This window comes from Roseiarcus fermentans (assembly GCF_003315135.1).
GTDB lineage: Bacteria > Pseudomonadota > Alphaproteobacteria > Rhizobiales > Beijerinckiaceae > Roseiarcus > Roseiarcus fermentans.
In genome coordinates this window covers 1-13,351 of sequence record NZ_QNRK01000050.1, presented here as the reverse complement: position 1 = coordinate 13,351, position 13,351 = coordinate 1, and the positions used below count along the sequence as shown (strand labels likewise).

The 13,351-nt window shown below is 67.9% G+C and carries 15 protein-coding genes; 10 read left to right on the top strand and 5 right to left on the bottom strand.

The window, feature by feature from the left end:
- Positions 1-4: 4 nt before the first annotated feature.
- The 4 genes from DFR50_RS28645 to argB all read right to left on the bottom strand — a co-directional run bounded on the left by DFR50_RS28645 (position 5) and on the right by argB (position 3,115).
- Positions 5-832 carry a lysophospholipid acyltransferase family protein gene (locus DFR50_RS28645; protein ID WP_113893290.1) on the bottom strand — a complete coding sequence of 276 codons (828 nt, stop codon included), beginning with the start codon at positions 830-832 and terminating at the stop codon, positions 5-7.
- Positions 829-1,344, bottom strand: coding sequence for a ribosomal protein S18-alanine N-acetyltransferase (gene rimI / locus DFR50_RS28640; RefSeq protein WP_113893288.1), 516 nt, complete (start codon positions 1,342-1,344; stop codon positions 829-831). Before rimI ends, DFR50_RS28645 begins: the two co-directional genes overlap by 4 nt.
- Positions 1,345-1,351: 7 nt before the next feature.
- Positions 1,352-2,041 carry a tRNA (adenosine(37)-N6)-threonylcarbamoyltransferase complex dimerization subunit type 1 TsaB gene (tsaB, locus tag DFR50_RS28635; protein WP_113893286.1) on the bottom strand — a complete coding sequence of 230 codons (690 nt, stop codon included), beginning with the start codon at positions 2,039-2,041 and terminating at the stop codon, positions 1,352-1,354.
- A gap of 189 nt (positions 2,042-2,230) precedes the next feature.
- On the bottom strand, positions 2,231-3,115 hold the full coding sequence (gene argB / locus DFR50_RS28630) for an acetylglutamate kinase (protein ID WP_113893284.1): 885 nt from the start codon (positions 3,113-3,115) through the stop codon (positions 2,231-2,233).
- 256 nt (positions 3,116-3,371) lie between these two features.
- On the opposite strand from argB, the gene DFR50_RS28625 reads away from it, so the two are divergent.
- From DFR50_RS28625 to DFR50_RS32385, 7 genes are all read left to right on the top strand, one after another.
- Positions 3,372-3,695 carry a DUF1476 domain-containing protein gene (locus tag DFR50_RS28625; protein ID WP_113893281.1) on the top strand — a complete coding sequence of 108 codons (324 nt, stop codon included), beginning with the start codon at positions 3,372-3,374 and terminating at the stop codon, positions 3,693-3,695.
- Positions 3,696-3,723: 28 nt separating this feature from the next.
- Entirely contained in the window at positions 3,724-4,668 is a 945-nt protein-coding gene (locus DFR50_RS28620) for a 2-hydroxyacid dehydrogenase (RefSeq protein WP_113893280.1), read from the top strand.
- Between the two features lie 211 nt (positions 4,669-4,879).
- Positions 4,880-5,635 carry an ABC transporter ATP-binding protein gene (locus DFR50_RS28615; protein ID WP_113893278.1) on the top strand — a complete coding sequence of 252 codons (756 nt, stop codon included), beginning with the start codon at positions 4,880-4,882 and terminating at the stop codon, positions 5,633-5,635.
- Positions 5,628-6,371 (top strand): ABC transporter ATP-binding protein, encoded by a 744-nt coding sequence (locus tag DFR50_RS28610; protein WP_113893276.1) that lies wholly within the window; start codon positions 5,628-5,630, stop codon positions 6,369-6,371. Before DFR50_RS28615 ends, DFR50_RS28610 begins: the two co-directional genes overlap by 8 nt.
- Positions 6,372-6,537: 166 nt before the next feature.
- Positions 6,538-7,398: a branched-chain amino acid ABC transporter permease gene (locus tag DFR50_RS28605; RefSeq protein ID WP_113893356.1), complete on the top strand. Its 861-nt coding sequence runs from the start codon at positions 6,538-6,540 to the stop codon at positions 7,396-7,398.
- Entirely contained in the window at positions 7,399-8,370 is a 972-nt protein-coding gene (locus tag DFR50_RS28600; protein ID WP_425376098.1) for a branched-chain amino acid ABC transporter permease, read from the top strand. It abuts the gene before it with no gap.
- A 33-nt stretch (positions 8,371-8,403) separates the two neighbouring features.
- Positions 8,404-8,544, top strand: a complete 141-nt coding sequence (locus DFR50_RS32385; RefSeq protein ID WP_170153430.1) for a hypothetical protein — start codon at positions 8,404-8,406, stop codon at positions 8,542-8,544.
- Positions 8,545-8,587: 43 nt separating this feature from the next.
- On the opposite strand, the gene hemN is transcribed toward DFR50_RS32385, so the two are convergent.
- Positions 8,588-9,988 (bottom strand): oxygen-independent coproporphyrinogen III oxidase, encoded by a 1,401-nt coding sequence (hemN, locus tag DFR50_RS28595; RefSeq protein ID WP_113893273.1) that lies wholly within the window; start codon positions 9,986-9,988, stop codon positions 8,588-8,590.
- A 160-nt stretch (positions 9,989-10,148) separates the two neighbouring features.
- Here hemN and DFR50_RS28590 point away from each other — a divergent pair, with 160 nt between their 5' ends.
- The 3 genes from DFR50_RS28590 to coaA all read left to right on the top strand — a co-directional run bounded on the left by DFR50_RS28590 (position 10,149) and on the right by coaA (position 13,212).
- Positions 10,149-11,576: an aldehyde dehydrogenase family protein gene (locus DFR50_RS28590; RefSeq protein ID WP_113893271.1), complete on the top strand. Its 1,428-nt coding sequence runs from the start codon at positions 10,149-10,151 to the stop codon at positions 11,574-11,576.
- A gap of 326 nt (positions 11,577-11,902) precedes the next feature.
- Positions 11,903-12,217, top strand: a complete 315-nt coding sequence (locus tag DFR50_RS28585) for a phosphoribosyl-ATP diphosphatase (RefSeq protein ID WP_113893269.1) — start codon at positions 11,903-11,905, stop codon at positions 12,215-12,217.
- A gap of 35 nt (positions 12,218-12,252) precedes the next feature.
- On the top strand, positions 12,253-13,212 hold the full coding sequence (gene coaA, locus DFR50_RS28580) for a type I pantothenate kinase (protein ID WP_113893267.1): 960 nt from the start codon (positions 12,253-12,255) through the stop codon (positions 13,210-13,212).
- Positions 13,213-13,351 lie beyond the last annotated feature (139 nt).

The window sequence follows — 13,351 nt, the reverse complement described above, 5'->3', positions numbered from 1 at the left end:
TCGGTCACGCCCGCCCGGCGCGCGCCTCCCTCGCGAGGCGCCGCACCGCGGCCTCCGTCCGCCGCGCCGCGGTCTTGCGGTCCATGTCCGGCGTCACCCGGATCGACTCGCCCCAATGGACGTCGCAGGTCACTCCCGCGCCGCGGACGAAGCGGACGAAATGCGGCAGGAACGTCGTGTCGCCGTACCAGGCGACCCGCGCGCGCAAGAACCTCGGCAGCGGCAGGCCGGCAAGCCGCGAATAGTGGAGGTAGACCGGCTGGATCGTCGCGCCGCCCGAGCTCGCGGCCGCGGCGCGGACGGCCTCGAAATGCGACGAGCGGAAGCGCAGGAGCCGGTTGCCGTCGCCGGTCGTCGCCTCCGCGAACAGGACCACGGGCGAGCCTGCGCGCATCGTCTCGACCATCCGTGCGTTGACCTCGGGAATGCAGCGGCGCCGCTCGCGGTCGACGTACACAACGCCCTGCATGGCGACGAGTTCCCGGCCAACCGGATGTTCGCCGACCTCTTTCTTGGCGAGAAAGCTCATCGGCGCGAGGGAGCCCAGGACGGGGATATCGAGCCAGGAGACGTGGTTCGCCACGATCAGCCGGGCGCCCGAGGCGCAGACTTCGCCGTGGGAACGCACGGCGACCCCCAGGCCGGCGCACAGGAGCCGCTGGAAGAGGACCGGCGTCCGCTCGCCGAGCCGCCACCCGAGGCGCTGGGCGAGGCGACGCGGCGGCCCGAGGGCGACGACGAACACCGCAAGCCCGAGCCCAAGGCCCGCGAGGCGTGCAAAGGTCGTTACCGCAACCCGCCCGGAAGCGGAGCTGGCGGGCGCGGCAGTCACGGCAGTCCCCTCCGCATGACGAGCGCGAGCGCCCGCGAACCGTCCTTGCGTCGATAGTAGCCCGGACGTTCGCCGACCTGTACGAAACCGAGACGACGGTAGAGCGTCAGCGCCGCCGCGTTATCCTCCGCGACCTCGAGGAACATCGCACGCGCGCCGGCGTCCGCGGCCTGCCTCAGGACGTCCGAGAGGATGGCGCGCCCGATTCCCCACCCACGCCAGGATGCGGCGACGGCGATCGTCAGGACTTCGGATTCGTCTGCGGCGAGACGCACGATGGCGAAGCCTCGAACGGTCCCGTAAATCGGGTCGAGCGCGGCCATGGAAATCGTCGAGGGGTCGGCGATCAGTCGCGCGACCTCCTCTTCCGACCACGGGTGCGCGAAGCCCTCAGCGTGCAGCGCCGCGCAGGCCTCGGCCTTGTCGCTCCGCAAGCGCCGGATGACCGGCGGGGACGGACCCCACCAGAAGCCGAAGATCGGGAACGGTCTCCACCAGAAGCCGAAGATCATCGGCTCATCAGACGAACGTCCTGGCGATAGGCTCGGCAGGATTGGGGCGCGCGTCGGGCGCCTTGACGTAGAGTGGGCGCGGCGGATGTTGGGCTGGATCGAGGGCGAGGCCGATCCGCGCGACTCCGACGATGTCCGGCGCGTCGCCCCCCGCCGCGAGGTCGTACGGCAGGCCGGCGCGGTGGGCCTCGGCGGCGACCAGATTGACGGCGTCGCCGGCCAGCAGCGCCGGGCCCGCCCCGATGCCGCGCACACATTCCCGCAGGGAATCGCAACGCGGCGGCCCGAGCGGCCTGCCTGACGCCTCGAACAACTGGAAGTAGACCGACCCGTGTCGCGCGTCGATCGCGGCGGCGATGACCCCCGGCCGCGGCGCGCTGAGCAACGGCGCTGCGAACGCCACCAGCGTCGAGACGCCGACCGTGGGAACGCCGAGCGCAAGCGCCATCGCCCGGGCGAGCGCGAGACCGACCCGGATGCCGGTGAACGACCCGGGGCCGATCGTGACCGCAATCCGATCGAGGGTTTCGAAGCCGCCTTCGACACTCAGCGCGGCCTCGGCGACGATGGGCGCCAGCGCCTCGGCGTGACCGCGCTTCATCGGGCGCGTGATGGCGGCGAGCGGCTCGGGGCGGCCGGAGTCGACGATGGCCGCCGATGCCGCCCCGCACGAAGTGTCGATGGCGAGGATGCGCATGCGCTCAGCCTCGCAGCCGGACGAGATCGGATTGCGCCGGCTTCCCGTCACCCGGCGGCCTCTGGCCGACACCCACTCCCGCTTCGCGGGCGAGGGGATGCCCGCCCTTATCCAGCGTGCGGGAGAACGTGTCGCCGAGGGCGACGGATGAGGGGATTTCACACCTTCCGGCGGTCACCGCGACCATCTTCACCGCGTGATCAGAGTGCCGGAGCCCTGGTCGGTCAGGAGCTCGATCAGCACTGCGTGCGGAATCTGGCCGTCGAGAATGACGACGCCCTCAACCCCGCGCTCGAGCGCGTAAATACAGGTCTCGACCTTCGGGATCATGCCGCCGGTGATCGTTCCGTCGGCGATCAGGCCGCGGATGTCGTCCACCTTGAGTTCCTTGATCAGGTTCTTGTTCTTATCGAGCACGCCCGGGACGTCGGTCAGGAACAGGAGCCGCTTGGCCCCGAGCGCGCCGGCGATGGCGCCGGCGAAGGTGTCGGCGTTGACGTTGTAGGTCTGGCCGTCGGCGCCCGCCGCGACCGGCGCGAGGACCGGGATCAGCTCGCGGCCGAGGATCTGCTCGAGCACGGTCATGTCGACCTTGTCCGGTTCTCCGACGAAGCCGAGGTCCACGACGTCCTCGCCCGCGACGTGCGCTCGGTGCACCTTGCGCGCGACCACCATGTTGCCGTCCTTGCCGCACAGGCCGATCGCCCGCCCGCCCTCGGCGTTGATGGAGCCGACGATCGACTTGTTGATCAAGCCCGCCAGCACCATTTCCACGATCTCGATGGTCGGCTTGTCCGTCACCCTGAGGCCGCCGGAAAACTGGGATTCGATGCCGAGCTTCTTGAGCATCGAGCCGATCTGCGGACCGCCGCCGTGCACGACCACCGGATTGATGCCGGCCTGCTCGAGCAGCACCATGTCCTTGGCGAAGTCGCGCGCCTTGTCCTCGTCGCCCATGGCGTGGCCGCCGTATTTCACCACCACCATCGCGTCGTCGTAGCGCAGCATATGGGGCAGCGCCTGCATCAGAATCTCGGACTTCTGCTGGGGCGTCGCGTTGAGGGCGTCGGTCATGGGGGCTCCGGAAGGGTGCGGGCCGCCCGCTTCTAACGGCTAAATCGGCGCGGCTCAAACGGTTTGCGCCGTTCATACCTGGCCGGCCGGGGCGGCTGCATGCGAGGGACCGATCCGGCCTGCCGCCGGGGCCGTGGTCCGAGCGTCGCCCGCCGATTGCGCCGTCCGCGCGAAACGGTCATAACAGCCGTATCTATCCGGGCCGAGGCCGGAGGGGCGCAGACGGCGGAGGTCGTCCCGCGCGAGGGAGATCGAAATGTCCGACGCATTCCAGGACCGCGAGAACACCTTCGAGCAGATGTTCGCCAACGACGAGACCTTGCGCTTCAAGGCCATCGCCCGGCGCAACAAGGCGCTCGCGCTCTGGATCGCCGACATGAAAGGTCTCGCCGGCGAGGCCGCGGAAAAATACGCCGCAGACTTCGTCGGGGCGCAGATCGGCAAGAGCGACGACGACGTCGCCGCTGCGCTCAGGGACGACCTCGCCCGCGCGAACGTCGACTTCTCCGACAATCGCCTGCGCAAGAAGATGGGCGAGGAAACCGCCGCGGCGCTCGCCTCGGTGAAGGCGGGAAAGTAGGGGCGGACATTCATCTGCAACGCGTCCCATGTCGATCCTCTTCGCCGCCCCGGACATGGACGCCGGGGCTTGGCGCGCGCGGCTCGCGGATCAGGCGCCCGACCATGCCGTCGCCCTGCTGGGCGAGCCCTTCGATCCGTCCGTCGTCCGCTATGTCCTCTCCTGGCGGCATCCTGACGGCGCGCTGAAAGAGCTGCCGAATCTGCGGGTCGTCTTCTCGCTCGGCGCGGGCGTCGATCACCTGATCGCCGATCCGGGCCTGCCCGACGTCCCAGTCGTTCGCGTGGTCGGCCCCGAGCTTCGCGATCGCATGAGCGAATGGGTCGTCATGCATGCGCTGATCCATCTGCGCCAGCTGCGCCGCTACGAGCGCCAGCAGCGCGAGCGGCAGTGGAGCGACGACGAGACCCAGCCGAAGGCCAGCGACGTTCAGGTCGGCGTGCTCGGGCTCGGCGTGCTCGGAGCGGACGCGGCTAAGAAGCTGCGCGCGGTCGGCTTCTCCGTCTCCGGCTGGAGCACGACCCCGAAATTGCTGGATGGCGTCAGGTCCTTCCATGGCGAGGAGGGACTGAGGACAATGCTGTCCGAAGCGGATATCCTCGTCGCGCTCCTGCCACTGACGGCGACCACGCGCGGGATGCTGAACGCTGCGCTCATCAGGCGCCTGAAACAGGGCGGCCCGCTCGGCGGCCCGGTGCTCATCAACGCCGGGCGGGGCGGGCTGCAGGTCGAGGCGGACATTGTCGCGGCGCTCGACCGAGGTGTCCTCAGGGGCGCCTCGCTCGATGTGTTCGAGCGCGAACCGCTGCCGGCGCTATCGCCGCTCTGGTCGCACCCTTGCGTCTACGTGAGCCCGCACAACGCCGCGATCTCCGAGCCCGGCGCGATCGTGGCTGGCGTCGTGCGGCAGATCGAGGCGTTCGAGCGCGGCGACGGCCTTCAGAACGTGGTGGATCGCGTGCGGGAGTATTGAGTCGATCTTCGAGCGCCGGCTCGCCCTTCGGGGCTCTCTCGGGACCGCCGAGCCGCGTTACGGCCCGTTGCGAACGCGGCCCTTCGCCGCCGCGCCGCATCGAATCCGAGTTCCGGCTCCCGTACCTTCTTGGGGCTTTACAACAGTCCGCCGACCGGATTGATTGCGGCCCTGACGGGGGAAATCGCATGCTCGGGAACGGCCGACGGGGATGAGCGAAGACGACATTCTCGTCACCGAGGGTCTCACCAAGAGCTTTGGCGATTTCCAGGCCGTCAGCGACGTGTCGATTCGCGTCAAGCGCGGCGCAATCCACGCTCTGATCGGCCCCAATGGGGCCGGCAAGACGACCTGCTTCAACATGCTGACAAAATTTATCGCCCCGACCGCCGGGACGATCCGGTTCAACGGCCGGGACATTACGCGCCTCAGGCCCGCCGACGTCGCCCGCCTCGGGCTCGTGCGCTCCTTCCAGATTTCGGCGGTCTTTCCCCATCTCACCGCGCTCGAAAACGTCCGGATCGCGCTGCAGCGATCCCGCGGCGATTCGTTCGACTTCTGGCGGTCGAAGACGGCGCTCGATCCTCTGAACGGGCGTGCGCTCGAACTGCTCGACAGCGTCGGGCTGACCTCGTTCGCTTATTCCAGGGCCGGCGAGATTTCCTACGGACGCAAGCGCGCGCTGGAAATCGCCACGACGCTCGCCATTGAACCGGAGCTGATGCTGCTCGACGAGCCCATGGCGGGCATGGGGCACGAGGACATCGACCGTATCGCCGCGCTGATCCTGCGGGTGTCGGCGAACCGTACGATATTGATGGTCGAGCACAATCTCCAGGTCGTCGCCAACCTGTCGCACCGGATCACGGTGCTCACCCGCGGTCGGGTGCTGGCGGAGGGGGACTATCGCACGGTGTCCGAGAACCATGCGGTGCGGGAAGCTTACATGGGAGCCGGACATGGCTGAGGCGGCGCTCCAGCGCTCCGGGGACGGCGCGGCGAGACTGGCGCTCGAGATCAGGGGCCTTCAGGCCTGGTACAACGAATCGCACATTTTGCATGGCGTGGATCTCGATGTGCGCGAGGGCGAGGTCGTGACGCTTCTCGGGCGCAACGGCGCCGGCAAGACGACGACGCTCAAGGCGATCATGGGCATCGTCGGCAAGCGAAGCGGTTCGGTCGCCTTCAACGGCCGCGAGCTCATCAACCTGCCGATCGAGCGGATCGCCCGCCTCGGCGTCGCCCTCTGTCCGGAGGAGCGCGCAATTTTCGCGAGCCTCACCGTCAAGGAGAACCTTTTCCTGCCGCCCGCCGTGGCCAAGACGGGGGCGATGAGCGTCGATCGCATCTACGCGCTGTTTCCGAACCTGCGCGAGCGGTTATCGAGCGGCGGCGGCAAGCTCAGCGGCGGCGAGCAGCAGATGCTGGCGATCGCGCGCATCCTGCGCACCGGCGCGCGCTTCCTGATGCTCGATGAGCCCACCGAGGGGCTCGCCCCGGTCATCATCCAGCAGATTGGCCGCACGATCGCCGAACTCAAGCGCGAGGGCTTCACGATCCTGCTCGTCGAGCAGAATTTTCGCTTCGCCTCGACACTCGCCGACCGCTTCTTCGTCATGGAGCACGGCAGGATCGTCGACGCCTTCGCGAGCGTCGAACTCGAAGGACGCATGGGTTTTCTGCACGAGACGCTGGGGGTGTGATGACCGGGATCGCAGAACCGCTCGCCCTCGTCCCGCCCCGCGCGCGCGAAGGGCTTCGAAAGACGCCCGCTCTTCGATGGGCCGGGCCGGGAAGAGCCTGTCTCCCGGCCGTGAAACGCGGCCGGGGAAGGGCGCGCCCATGACGCTCTTCGGCCACGCCATCAGTATGCCCGCACTCTACGGACAGTTGCTGATCGGGCTGATCAACGGCTCGTTCTATGCGCTGCTCAGCCTGGGCCTTGCCGTCATCTTCGGCATGCTGCAGATCGTCAATTTCGCCCACGGCGCCTTCTACATGATGGGCGCGTTCGCCGCCTATTTCCTGCTGACGCTGACTGGCCTCGACTACTGGTTCGCGCTGATCCTGTCGCCGCTGATCATCGGCGCGATCGGGGCCGTGGTCGAGCGGCTGTTTCTTAAGCGGCTCGCCGGCTTCGATCCGCTCTACAGCCTCCTGCTCACCTTCGGCCTGGCGCTTGTCTTCCAGGGCCTGTTCCAGAACTATTTCGGCGCTTCCGGCATGCCCTATTCCATCCCGAAACAGCTCGCCGGCGCCTGGAATCTCGGCTTCATGTTCCTGCCGGTCTATCGCGGCTGGGTGATCGTCGCCTCTGTCGTGGTCTGCTTGGGCACGTGGCTCGTGATCGAAAAGACGAAGCTCGGCGCCTACCTGCGCGCCGCGACCGAAAACCCGACCATGGTGCGCGCCTTCGGCGTCAACGTGCCGCGCATGGTGACGCTGACCTACGGCTTCGGTGTGGCGCTGGCGGCCTTCGCCGGCGTGCTCGCGGCGCCGATCGCCCAGGTCCGCCCGGGCATGGGCGCCGACATCATCGCCGTCGTGTTCGCCGTGGTGGTGATCGGCGGCATGGGGTCGATTCTCGGCTCGATCGTCACCGGCTTCGTGCTCGGGGTGGTCGAGGGCCTGACGAAAGTGTTTTATCCGGAGGCTTCGAACACCGTCGTCTTCGTCATTATGGCGATCGTCCTGCTGGTCCGGCCGGCTGGCCTGTTCGGGAGGGCGTGAGTGACCGCGACCGTCGACGCTTCCGCCGCCACAGACTCGACCGGGCGCAACCGCAAGGCGAATCTGATCGCCTTCGCTGTCATGGCGCTGCTCGTCGCGATCGCGCCGTTCGTCGCCTATCCGTTCTTCGTCATGCAGGCCCTGTGCTTCGCTCTGTTCGCCTGCGCGTTCAACCTCCTGATCGGCTACGTCAACCTGCTGTCGCTCGGCCACGCGATGTTTCTGGGACTCGCGAGCTACGTCTGCGCCCACGCCGCAAAGGTGTGGGGGCTCGAACCGGTGTCGGCGATCCTCGTCGGCACGGTCGCTTCAGCCGCGCTCGGGCTGATCGTCGGCGCGCTCGCGATCCGCTCGAGCGGCATCTATTTCGCGATGATCACGGTGGCCTTCTCGCAGATGGTCTATTTCTTCTGCGTCGAAGCGCCGTTCACTCACGGCGAGGACGGCATCCAGGGGGTGCCGCAGGGTCTTGCGCTAGGCCTCTTCAGCCTGTCGAACCCCTGGATCCTCTACGTCTTCGTGGCGATCGTATTCCTGTTCGGCTTTCTCGCGATCCAGCGCATCGTCAACTCGCCGTTCGGCGAAATACTGAAAGCCATTCGCGAAAACGAGCCGCGGGTGATCTCGCTCGGTTACCGCGCGACGCTCTATAAGCTCGCAGCCTTCACCCTCTCGGCCGCCTTCGCTGGCCTCGCTGGGGCGACCAAGGCGATCGTGGCGCAGAACGCCTCGCTGACCGACGTCGCCTTCGCCATGTCGGGAGAGGTGGTGCTGATGACGCTGGTCGGCGGCATGGGCACATTTTATGGACCCGTGGTCGGGGCGGTCATTGTCGTGTCGATGCAGAACTATCTCGCCCAGTTCGGCGAGTGGGTCACGGTGATCCAGGGCGTCGTGTTCGTCGCCTGCGTGCTGGCTTTTCGCCGGGGCATCGTGGGGGAACTGGCGGCGCGCGCGAAGGTGACGTTGTAGACACGGCGATCAGCGGATGCAGGAGCGGGCGGCTTGGACGTGCTGTGGAAGGTCTTCGGCGACAACCCGTGGATGCTATGGGTCATGATCGTGGGGCTCGCCGTCACAGTCGCCGGACCATGGGCGATCATCCGCGCCGTGGCGCGCCCGACCAAGGCCGACGCCGACGATTGATTGAGGCCCGCCCCTGCCAATCGGAGGGCGGGGGGTCGTCTTGTCACACCGCTCGCGAGTGGCGCGGCTTGTCAGTCGTCTGGGCGAGATAGACGTCGAACAGGGCCGCGACTGAGCGCACGAACGGGCGCCCACTCTCGCTGACCACGATCCGCCGCCCGTCCCACGACGCGAGGCCGTCCTCGATGAATTTCTCTAGGCCCTCCGCCGCGACCTGCGTCAGGGGCGCCGGATCGGCGCCATGCTCGGCAGCGACCGCCTCGACGTCGACTTCCAGATCGCACATCACCCGCTCAATCAGGTCGCGCCGCAGCCGGTCGTCCGGGTTCACCGCCACGCCGCGCACGGTCGCGAGCCGCCCTGCCTCGATCTCCTTGATGTAGGCCGCCGCGGTCGGCGCGTTCTGCACGTAGCCCTGCGGCAAGGAGCCGATGGAGCTCGCGCCGAAGCCGATCAGCGCCGGCGCCGCGTCGGTGGTGTAGCCCTGGAAGGACCGCTTGAGCCGCCGCGCCGCGGCCGATTTCGCCATCTCGTCGCTCGGCAGCGCGTAATGGTCGAGGCCGATCGCCACATAACCGCCTTCCTCGACCAGGACGCGGTGGATCGCGTTCAGCTGCGCGTAGCGCTCCGCCGGCCCCGGCAATTGCTCGTCGGGGATCAGCGCCTGGTGCTTCTTCATCCAGGGGACGTGGGCGTAGCCGAACACGGCGACGCGGTCCGCCTTGAGGTCGAGCGCGCGGCGGGCGGTCTCCGCGACCCCCGCCTCGGTCTGCAACGGCAGGCCGTAGATGAGATCGAGGTTGAGCGAGCCGACGCCGAGCGAGCGTGCGGTTTCGGCGCAGGCCTCCGTCTCCTCATAGGACTGCATGCGGCCGATGGCGCGCTGCACTGCCGGTTCGAGATCCTGCACGCCGAGGCTGATGCGGGTCACCCCCATCGGGCCCAGCGCGTCCCGGCGGTCGTCGGGAAGCGAGGTCGGGTCGAGTTCGATCGCGATCTCCGCGTCGTCCCGGAAGGCGAAGCGGCGCTTCAGCCGGTCCATGACCGCGACCAGGCAGTCGCCGGGAAGGGACGTGGCCGTGCCGCCGCCCCAGTGGACGTGCGAGACCGCGGCCCGCCGTCCGATCAGGTCCGCGACCGCGTCAATCTCGCTGAGCAGCATGTCCGCGTAGTGCCGGTGGGAGGATTCCAGCCGGACGACCGAGGTGTTGCAGCCGCAGTAGAGGCACAGCCGGTCGCAGAACGGCACGTGCAGGTAGATCGAGAGCGGTGTCTCCTCCGGCAAGTCCTTGAGCCAGCGCGCGTACACGCTCGGACCCACGGCCGGCGTGAAATGGGGCGCCGTCGGATAGCTCGTGTAGCGCGGCACACGGCCGTCATAGCGGGCGATGAGTCTTTCGACGTCGAGAGCGGCGGCGACCGGAGCGTCAGTCGTTGCGGTCATGCGGAACCCTTTTGTTCTCGTTGCCTTGTATCAAAAAGTCGGGCGCGTTTGCGAGCCTCTCGCTAGCAAACGGTGCGGCGCATTGCCGCGACTCCGGTTGCGCATCCCCCGGGCTTCGGGGATAGAGTTTCATCGTCGATCGGGAGAGGACGCCCACGCGATGGACCATCACGCATATTTCCATATCGGCGGCCATTGGGTCGAGCCGGTCAGGGCGGCGACGCTCGACGTCGTCGATCCCTCGACCGAACAGACGTACACCCGCATCGCCATCGGCGCCGCCGCCGACGTCGACCGCGCGGTCGCCGCCGCGCGCGCGGCCTTCGAGACCTTCTCGAAATCGTCTCGGGAGGAGCGGATCACGCTGCTCCGGCGCATCCTCGACGCCTACAACCGGCGCGCCGACGACCTCGCCGAGGTGGTGTCGCGCGAGATGGGAGCGCCCCTGTCGTTCGCGCGCGACGCGCAGGTGTGGGCGGGGCGGGTCCATCTCGAGGCAACCATCGCGGCGCTCGAGGCTTACGAGTTCAGCCGCGTCAAGGGAACGAGCCTGATCGTCAAGGAGCCGATCGGGGTCGCGGCGTTGATCACGCCGTGGAACTGGCCCTTGAACCAGATCGTCTGCAAGGTCGCCCCGGCGCTCGCCGCAGGCTGCGCGGTCGTTCTCAAGCCGAGCGAGATCGCGCCGATCAGCGGCGTCGTCTTCGCCGAGATCGTCGAGGCGGCCGGCGCGCCGCCCGGGGTCTTCAACCTCCTGAACGGGACGGGGCCGGACGTCGGTCAGGTCATGGCGTCCCATCCGGGCGTCGACATGGTCTCGTTCACCGGCTCGACTCGCGCTGGAATCCTCGTCGCCAAGGCGGCGGCGGATACCGTCAAGCGGGTCGCGCAGGAGCTGGGAGGGAAGTCGCCGAACATCATCCTGCCCGACGCAGACTTCGCGTCCGCCGTCGCCGAGGGAACGAAGGCCTGCTTCGCCAACAGCGGCCAGTCCTGCGACGCGCCGACCCGGATGCTCGTGCCCGACGGACGGCGCGACGAGGCGCTCGAAATCGCCGCCGCGGTCGCGGAAGGCCTCGTGGTCGGCGATCCGCGCGGAGCCAACGTCGATCTCGGCCCTGTGGTGAGCGCGGTCCAGTTCGAAAAAATCCAGCGGCTGATCGAGGCCGGCGTCCGCGAGGGCGCGCGTCTCGGGGCCGGCGGTCCCGGCCGTCCGGCCGGCCTCAATCGCGGCTACTACGTCAGGCCCACGGTGTTCGGCGACGTCACTCCGGACATGACGATCGCGCGCGAGGAGATATTCGGCCCCGTGCTGTCGATCCTCGGCTACGGCGACGAGGACGAGGCGGTTCGCATCGCCAACGACACCCCCTACGGTCTCGCCGCCTATGTGTCGTCGAGCAATCTGGAGCATGCCCGCGCCGTCGCGTCCCGGCTCCGCGCCGGCACGGTCAACGTCAACTATCCGGCCTGGGATATCCATGCCCCCTTCGGCGGCTTCAAGCAGTCGGGCAACGGACGCGAATACGCCGAGTTCGGCATCGACGACTTTCTCGAGCTGAAGGCCGTCGTCGGCTACCGCTCGTGAGCGCCGGCGCCGGCGCGGCCGGGCGCCTTCCCTGTGGCGCGGTCTGCGTGAAGCCCCAGGCGATCCTCGGTTTTCGCAGCGAGCGGGGAATGACGGTTCCGCTCGTTGCGAAGGACGCAGCGATCGCGCCCTGGGAAGGCCTCGCACGGGGCGGGTCGACGACGCGAGGACGCCTCCGCTGGCCGCCGGCCCCCCGTGTCGTGTTCAATCCGGCGACGTCGCCGCGTTGGCGAAGCGTGTCATAGTGACGCGGTTCCGTGCCGAGTTTTGACCTCCCTCCTTTGTTCCTGCTATCCGCCGCCGCGAATTCGGGGTAGGCCGAAGTCATGTTCACCCTTGACGACCTCGCCGAGATTGTCGACCGTCGCGCCGACGCGTCGGCCGAAAAATCCTACACGCGAAGTCTCTTGGAGAAGGGACCGACCCACTGCGCCCGGAAGTTCGGCGAGGAGGCGATCGAATTGACGATCGCCGGCGCGGCGGGCGGCGAAGACTCCGTCCGCGCGGAGGCGGCCGACGTACTCTATCATCTCCTGGTGCTGCTGCGCTCGCGCGGCGTCGCCTTCGATTCCGTCGTCCGGGAGCTCGAGAGCCGGACGCGGCAAAGCGGCCACGAGGAAAAGGCGGCACGCAAGGCCTGATCCGGAATCGGAAGGCCGACCAAGGGGTGGAAAGCATGGATCAGATCGTCAGTCGCGCGAAGGTCGAATCCCCTTACCGGCGCTTCACCCGCGAGGAGTGGGCGCAGTTGCGCGCCGACACCCAGCTGACCCTCACCATCGACGACCTGCGAAAACTCCAGTCGACCCACGATCCGATCTCGCTCGACGAGGTCGTGGCCATCTACCTGCCGCTCTCGCGCCTGCTCGCGCTCTACGTCGCGGCGACGCAGGGCCTGTTCAAGGCGACGCAGCGGTTTCTCGGCGCGACCGACGGAAAGGTGCCCTACATCATCGGCATCGCCGGGTCGGTCGCCGCCGGCAAGTCGACCACCGCCCGCGTCCTGCAGGCGCTGCTGACCCGCTGGCCGAATACGCCCAAGGTGGACCTCGTCACCACCGACGGCTTCCTCCAGCCGAACGCCGAGTTGATTCGCCAGGGCATCATGGACCGCAAGGGCTTCCCGGAAAGCTACGACGGCAGCGCGCTGATCCGCTTCCTGTCCGGGGTGAAGGCCGGTCAGCACAACGTCGCCGCGCCGGTCTACTCGCATCTCACCTACGACATCGTTCCGGGGGAAACGATTCTCGTCGACCGGCCCGACATTCTGGTCGTCGAGGGCATCAACGTGCTCGCGCCGAACCGCCTCGTGCGCGACGGCAAGGAAATTCCGTTCGTTTCCGACTTCTTCGATTTCTCCATCTTCCTCCATGCCGACGACGCGCTTCTCGAGCAATGGTACATCGATCGGTTCATGAGGCTGCGCGACACGGCTTTCCGCGACCCGCGCAGCTACTTTCGCCAATACGCCGATCTCGACGACGAGGAGGCGGAAGCGACGGCGCGCTCGATCTGGATGCGGATCAACCTCGTCAACCTGCACGAGAACATCCTGCCGACCCGGCCCCGCGCCGACCTTCAGCTCACCAAAGGGGCGAGCCACCGGATCGAGGAAGTGGCGCTTCGCAAGCTCTAGGACGGCGACATGGTCGTCGCCGCTCGCCGGCCTTCTGGCGCCTCATACGGTTTCCGCGTGATTGACTCGATGGTTGGGGATTCCTGAAGCGGAAACAGCGTGATAGATAGAAGGGCCATGATTCGCGGGAGGCGGGCAT

Excerpts from the sequence above, each read along its gene's own strand:
- rimI (WP_113893288.1), bottom strand. The coding sequence starts at position 1,344 with ATGATCTTCGGCTTCTGGTGGAGACCGTTCCCGATCTTCGGCTTCTGG.
- tsaB (WP_113893286.1), bottom strand. The coding sequence starts at position 2,041 with ATGCGCATCCTCGCCATCGACACTTCGTGCGGGGCGGCATCGGCGGCC.
- argB (WP_113893284.1), bottom strand. The coding sequence starts at position 3,115 with ATGACCGACGCCCTCAACGCGACGCCCCAGCAGAAGTCCGAGATTCTG.
- DFR50_RS28625 (WP_113893281.1), top strand. The coding sequence starts at position 3,372 with ATGTCCGACGCATTCCAGGACCGCGAGAACACCTTCGAGCAGATGTTC.
- DFR50_RS28620 (WP_113893280.1), top strand. The coding sequence starts at position 3,724 with ATGTCGATCCTCTTCGCCGCCCCGGACATGGACGCCGGGGCTTGGCGC.
- DFR50_RS28615 (WP_113893278.1), top strand. The coding sequence starts at position 4,880 with ATGAGCGAAGACGACATTCTCGTCACCGAGGGTCTCACCAAGAGCTTT.
- DFR50_RS28610 (WP_113893276.1), top strand. The coding sequence starts at position 5,628 with ATGGCTGAGGCGGCGCTCCAGCGCTCCGGGGACGGCGCGGCGAGACTG.
- DFR50_RS28605 (WP_113893356.1), top strand. The coding sequence starts at position 6,538 with ATGCCCGCACTCTACGGACAGTTGCTGATCGGGCTGATCAACGGCTCG.
- hemN (WP_113893273.1), bottom strand. The coding sequence starts at position 9,988 with ATGACCGCAACGACTGACGCTCCGGTCGCCGCCGCTCTCGACGTCGAA.
- DFR50_RS28590 (WP_113893271.1), top strand. The coding sequence starts at position 10,149 with ATGGACCATCACGCATATTTCCATATCGGCGGCCATTGGGTCGAGCCG.
- DFR50_RS28585 (WP_113893269.1), top strand. The coding sequence starts at position 11,903 with ATGTTCACCCTTGACGACCTCGCCGAGATTGTCGACCGTCGCGCCGAC.
- coaA (WP_113893267.1), top strand. The coding sequence starts at position 12,253 with ATGGATCAGATCGTCAGTCGCGCGAAGGTCGAATCCCCTTACCGGCGC.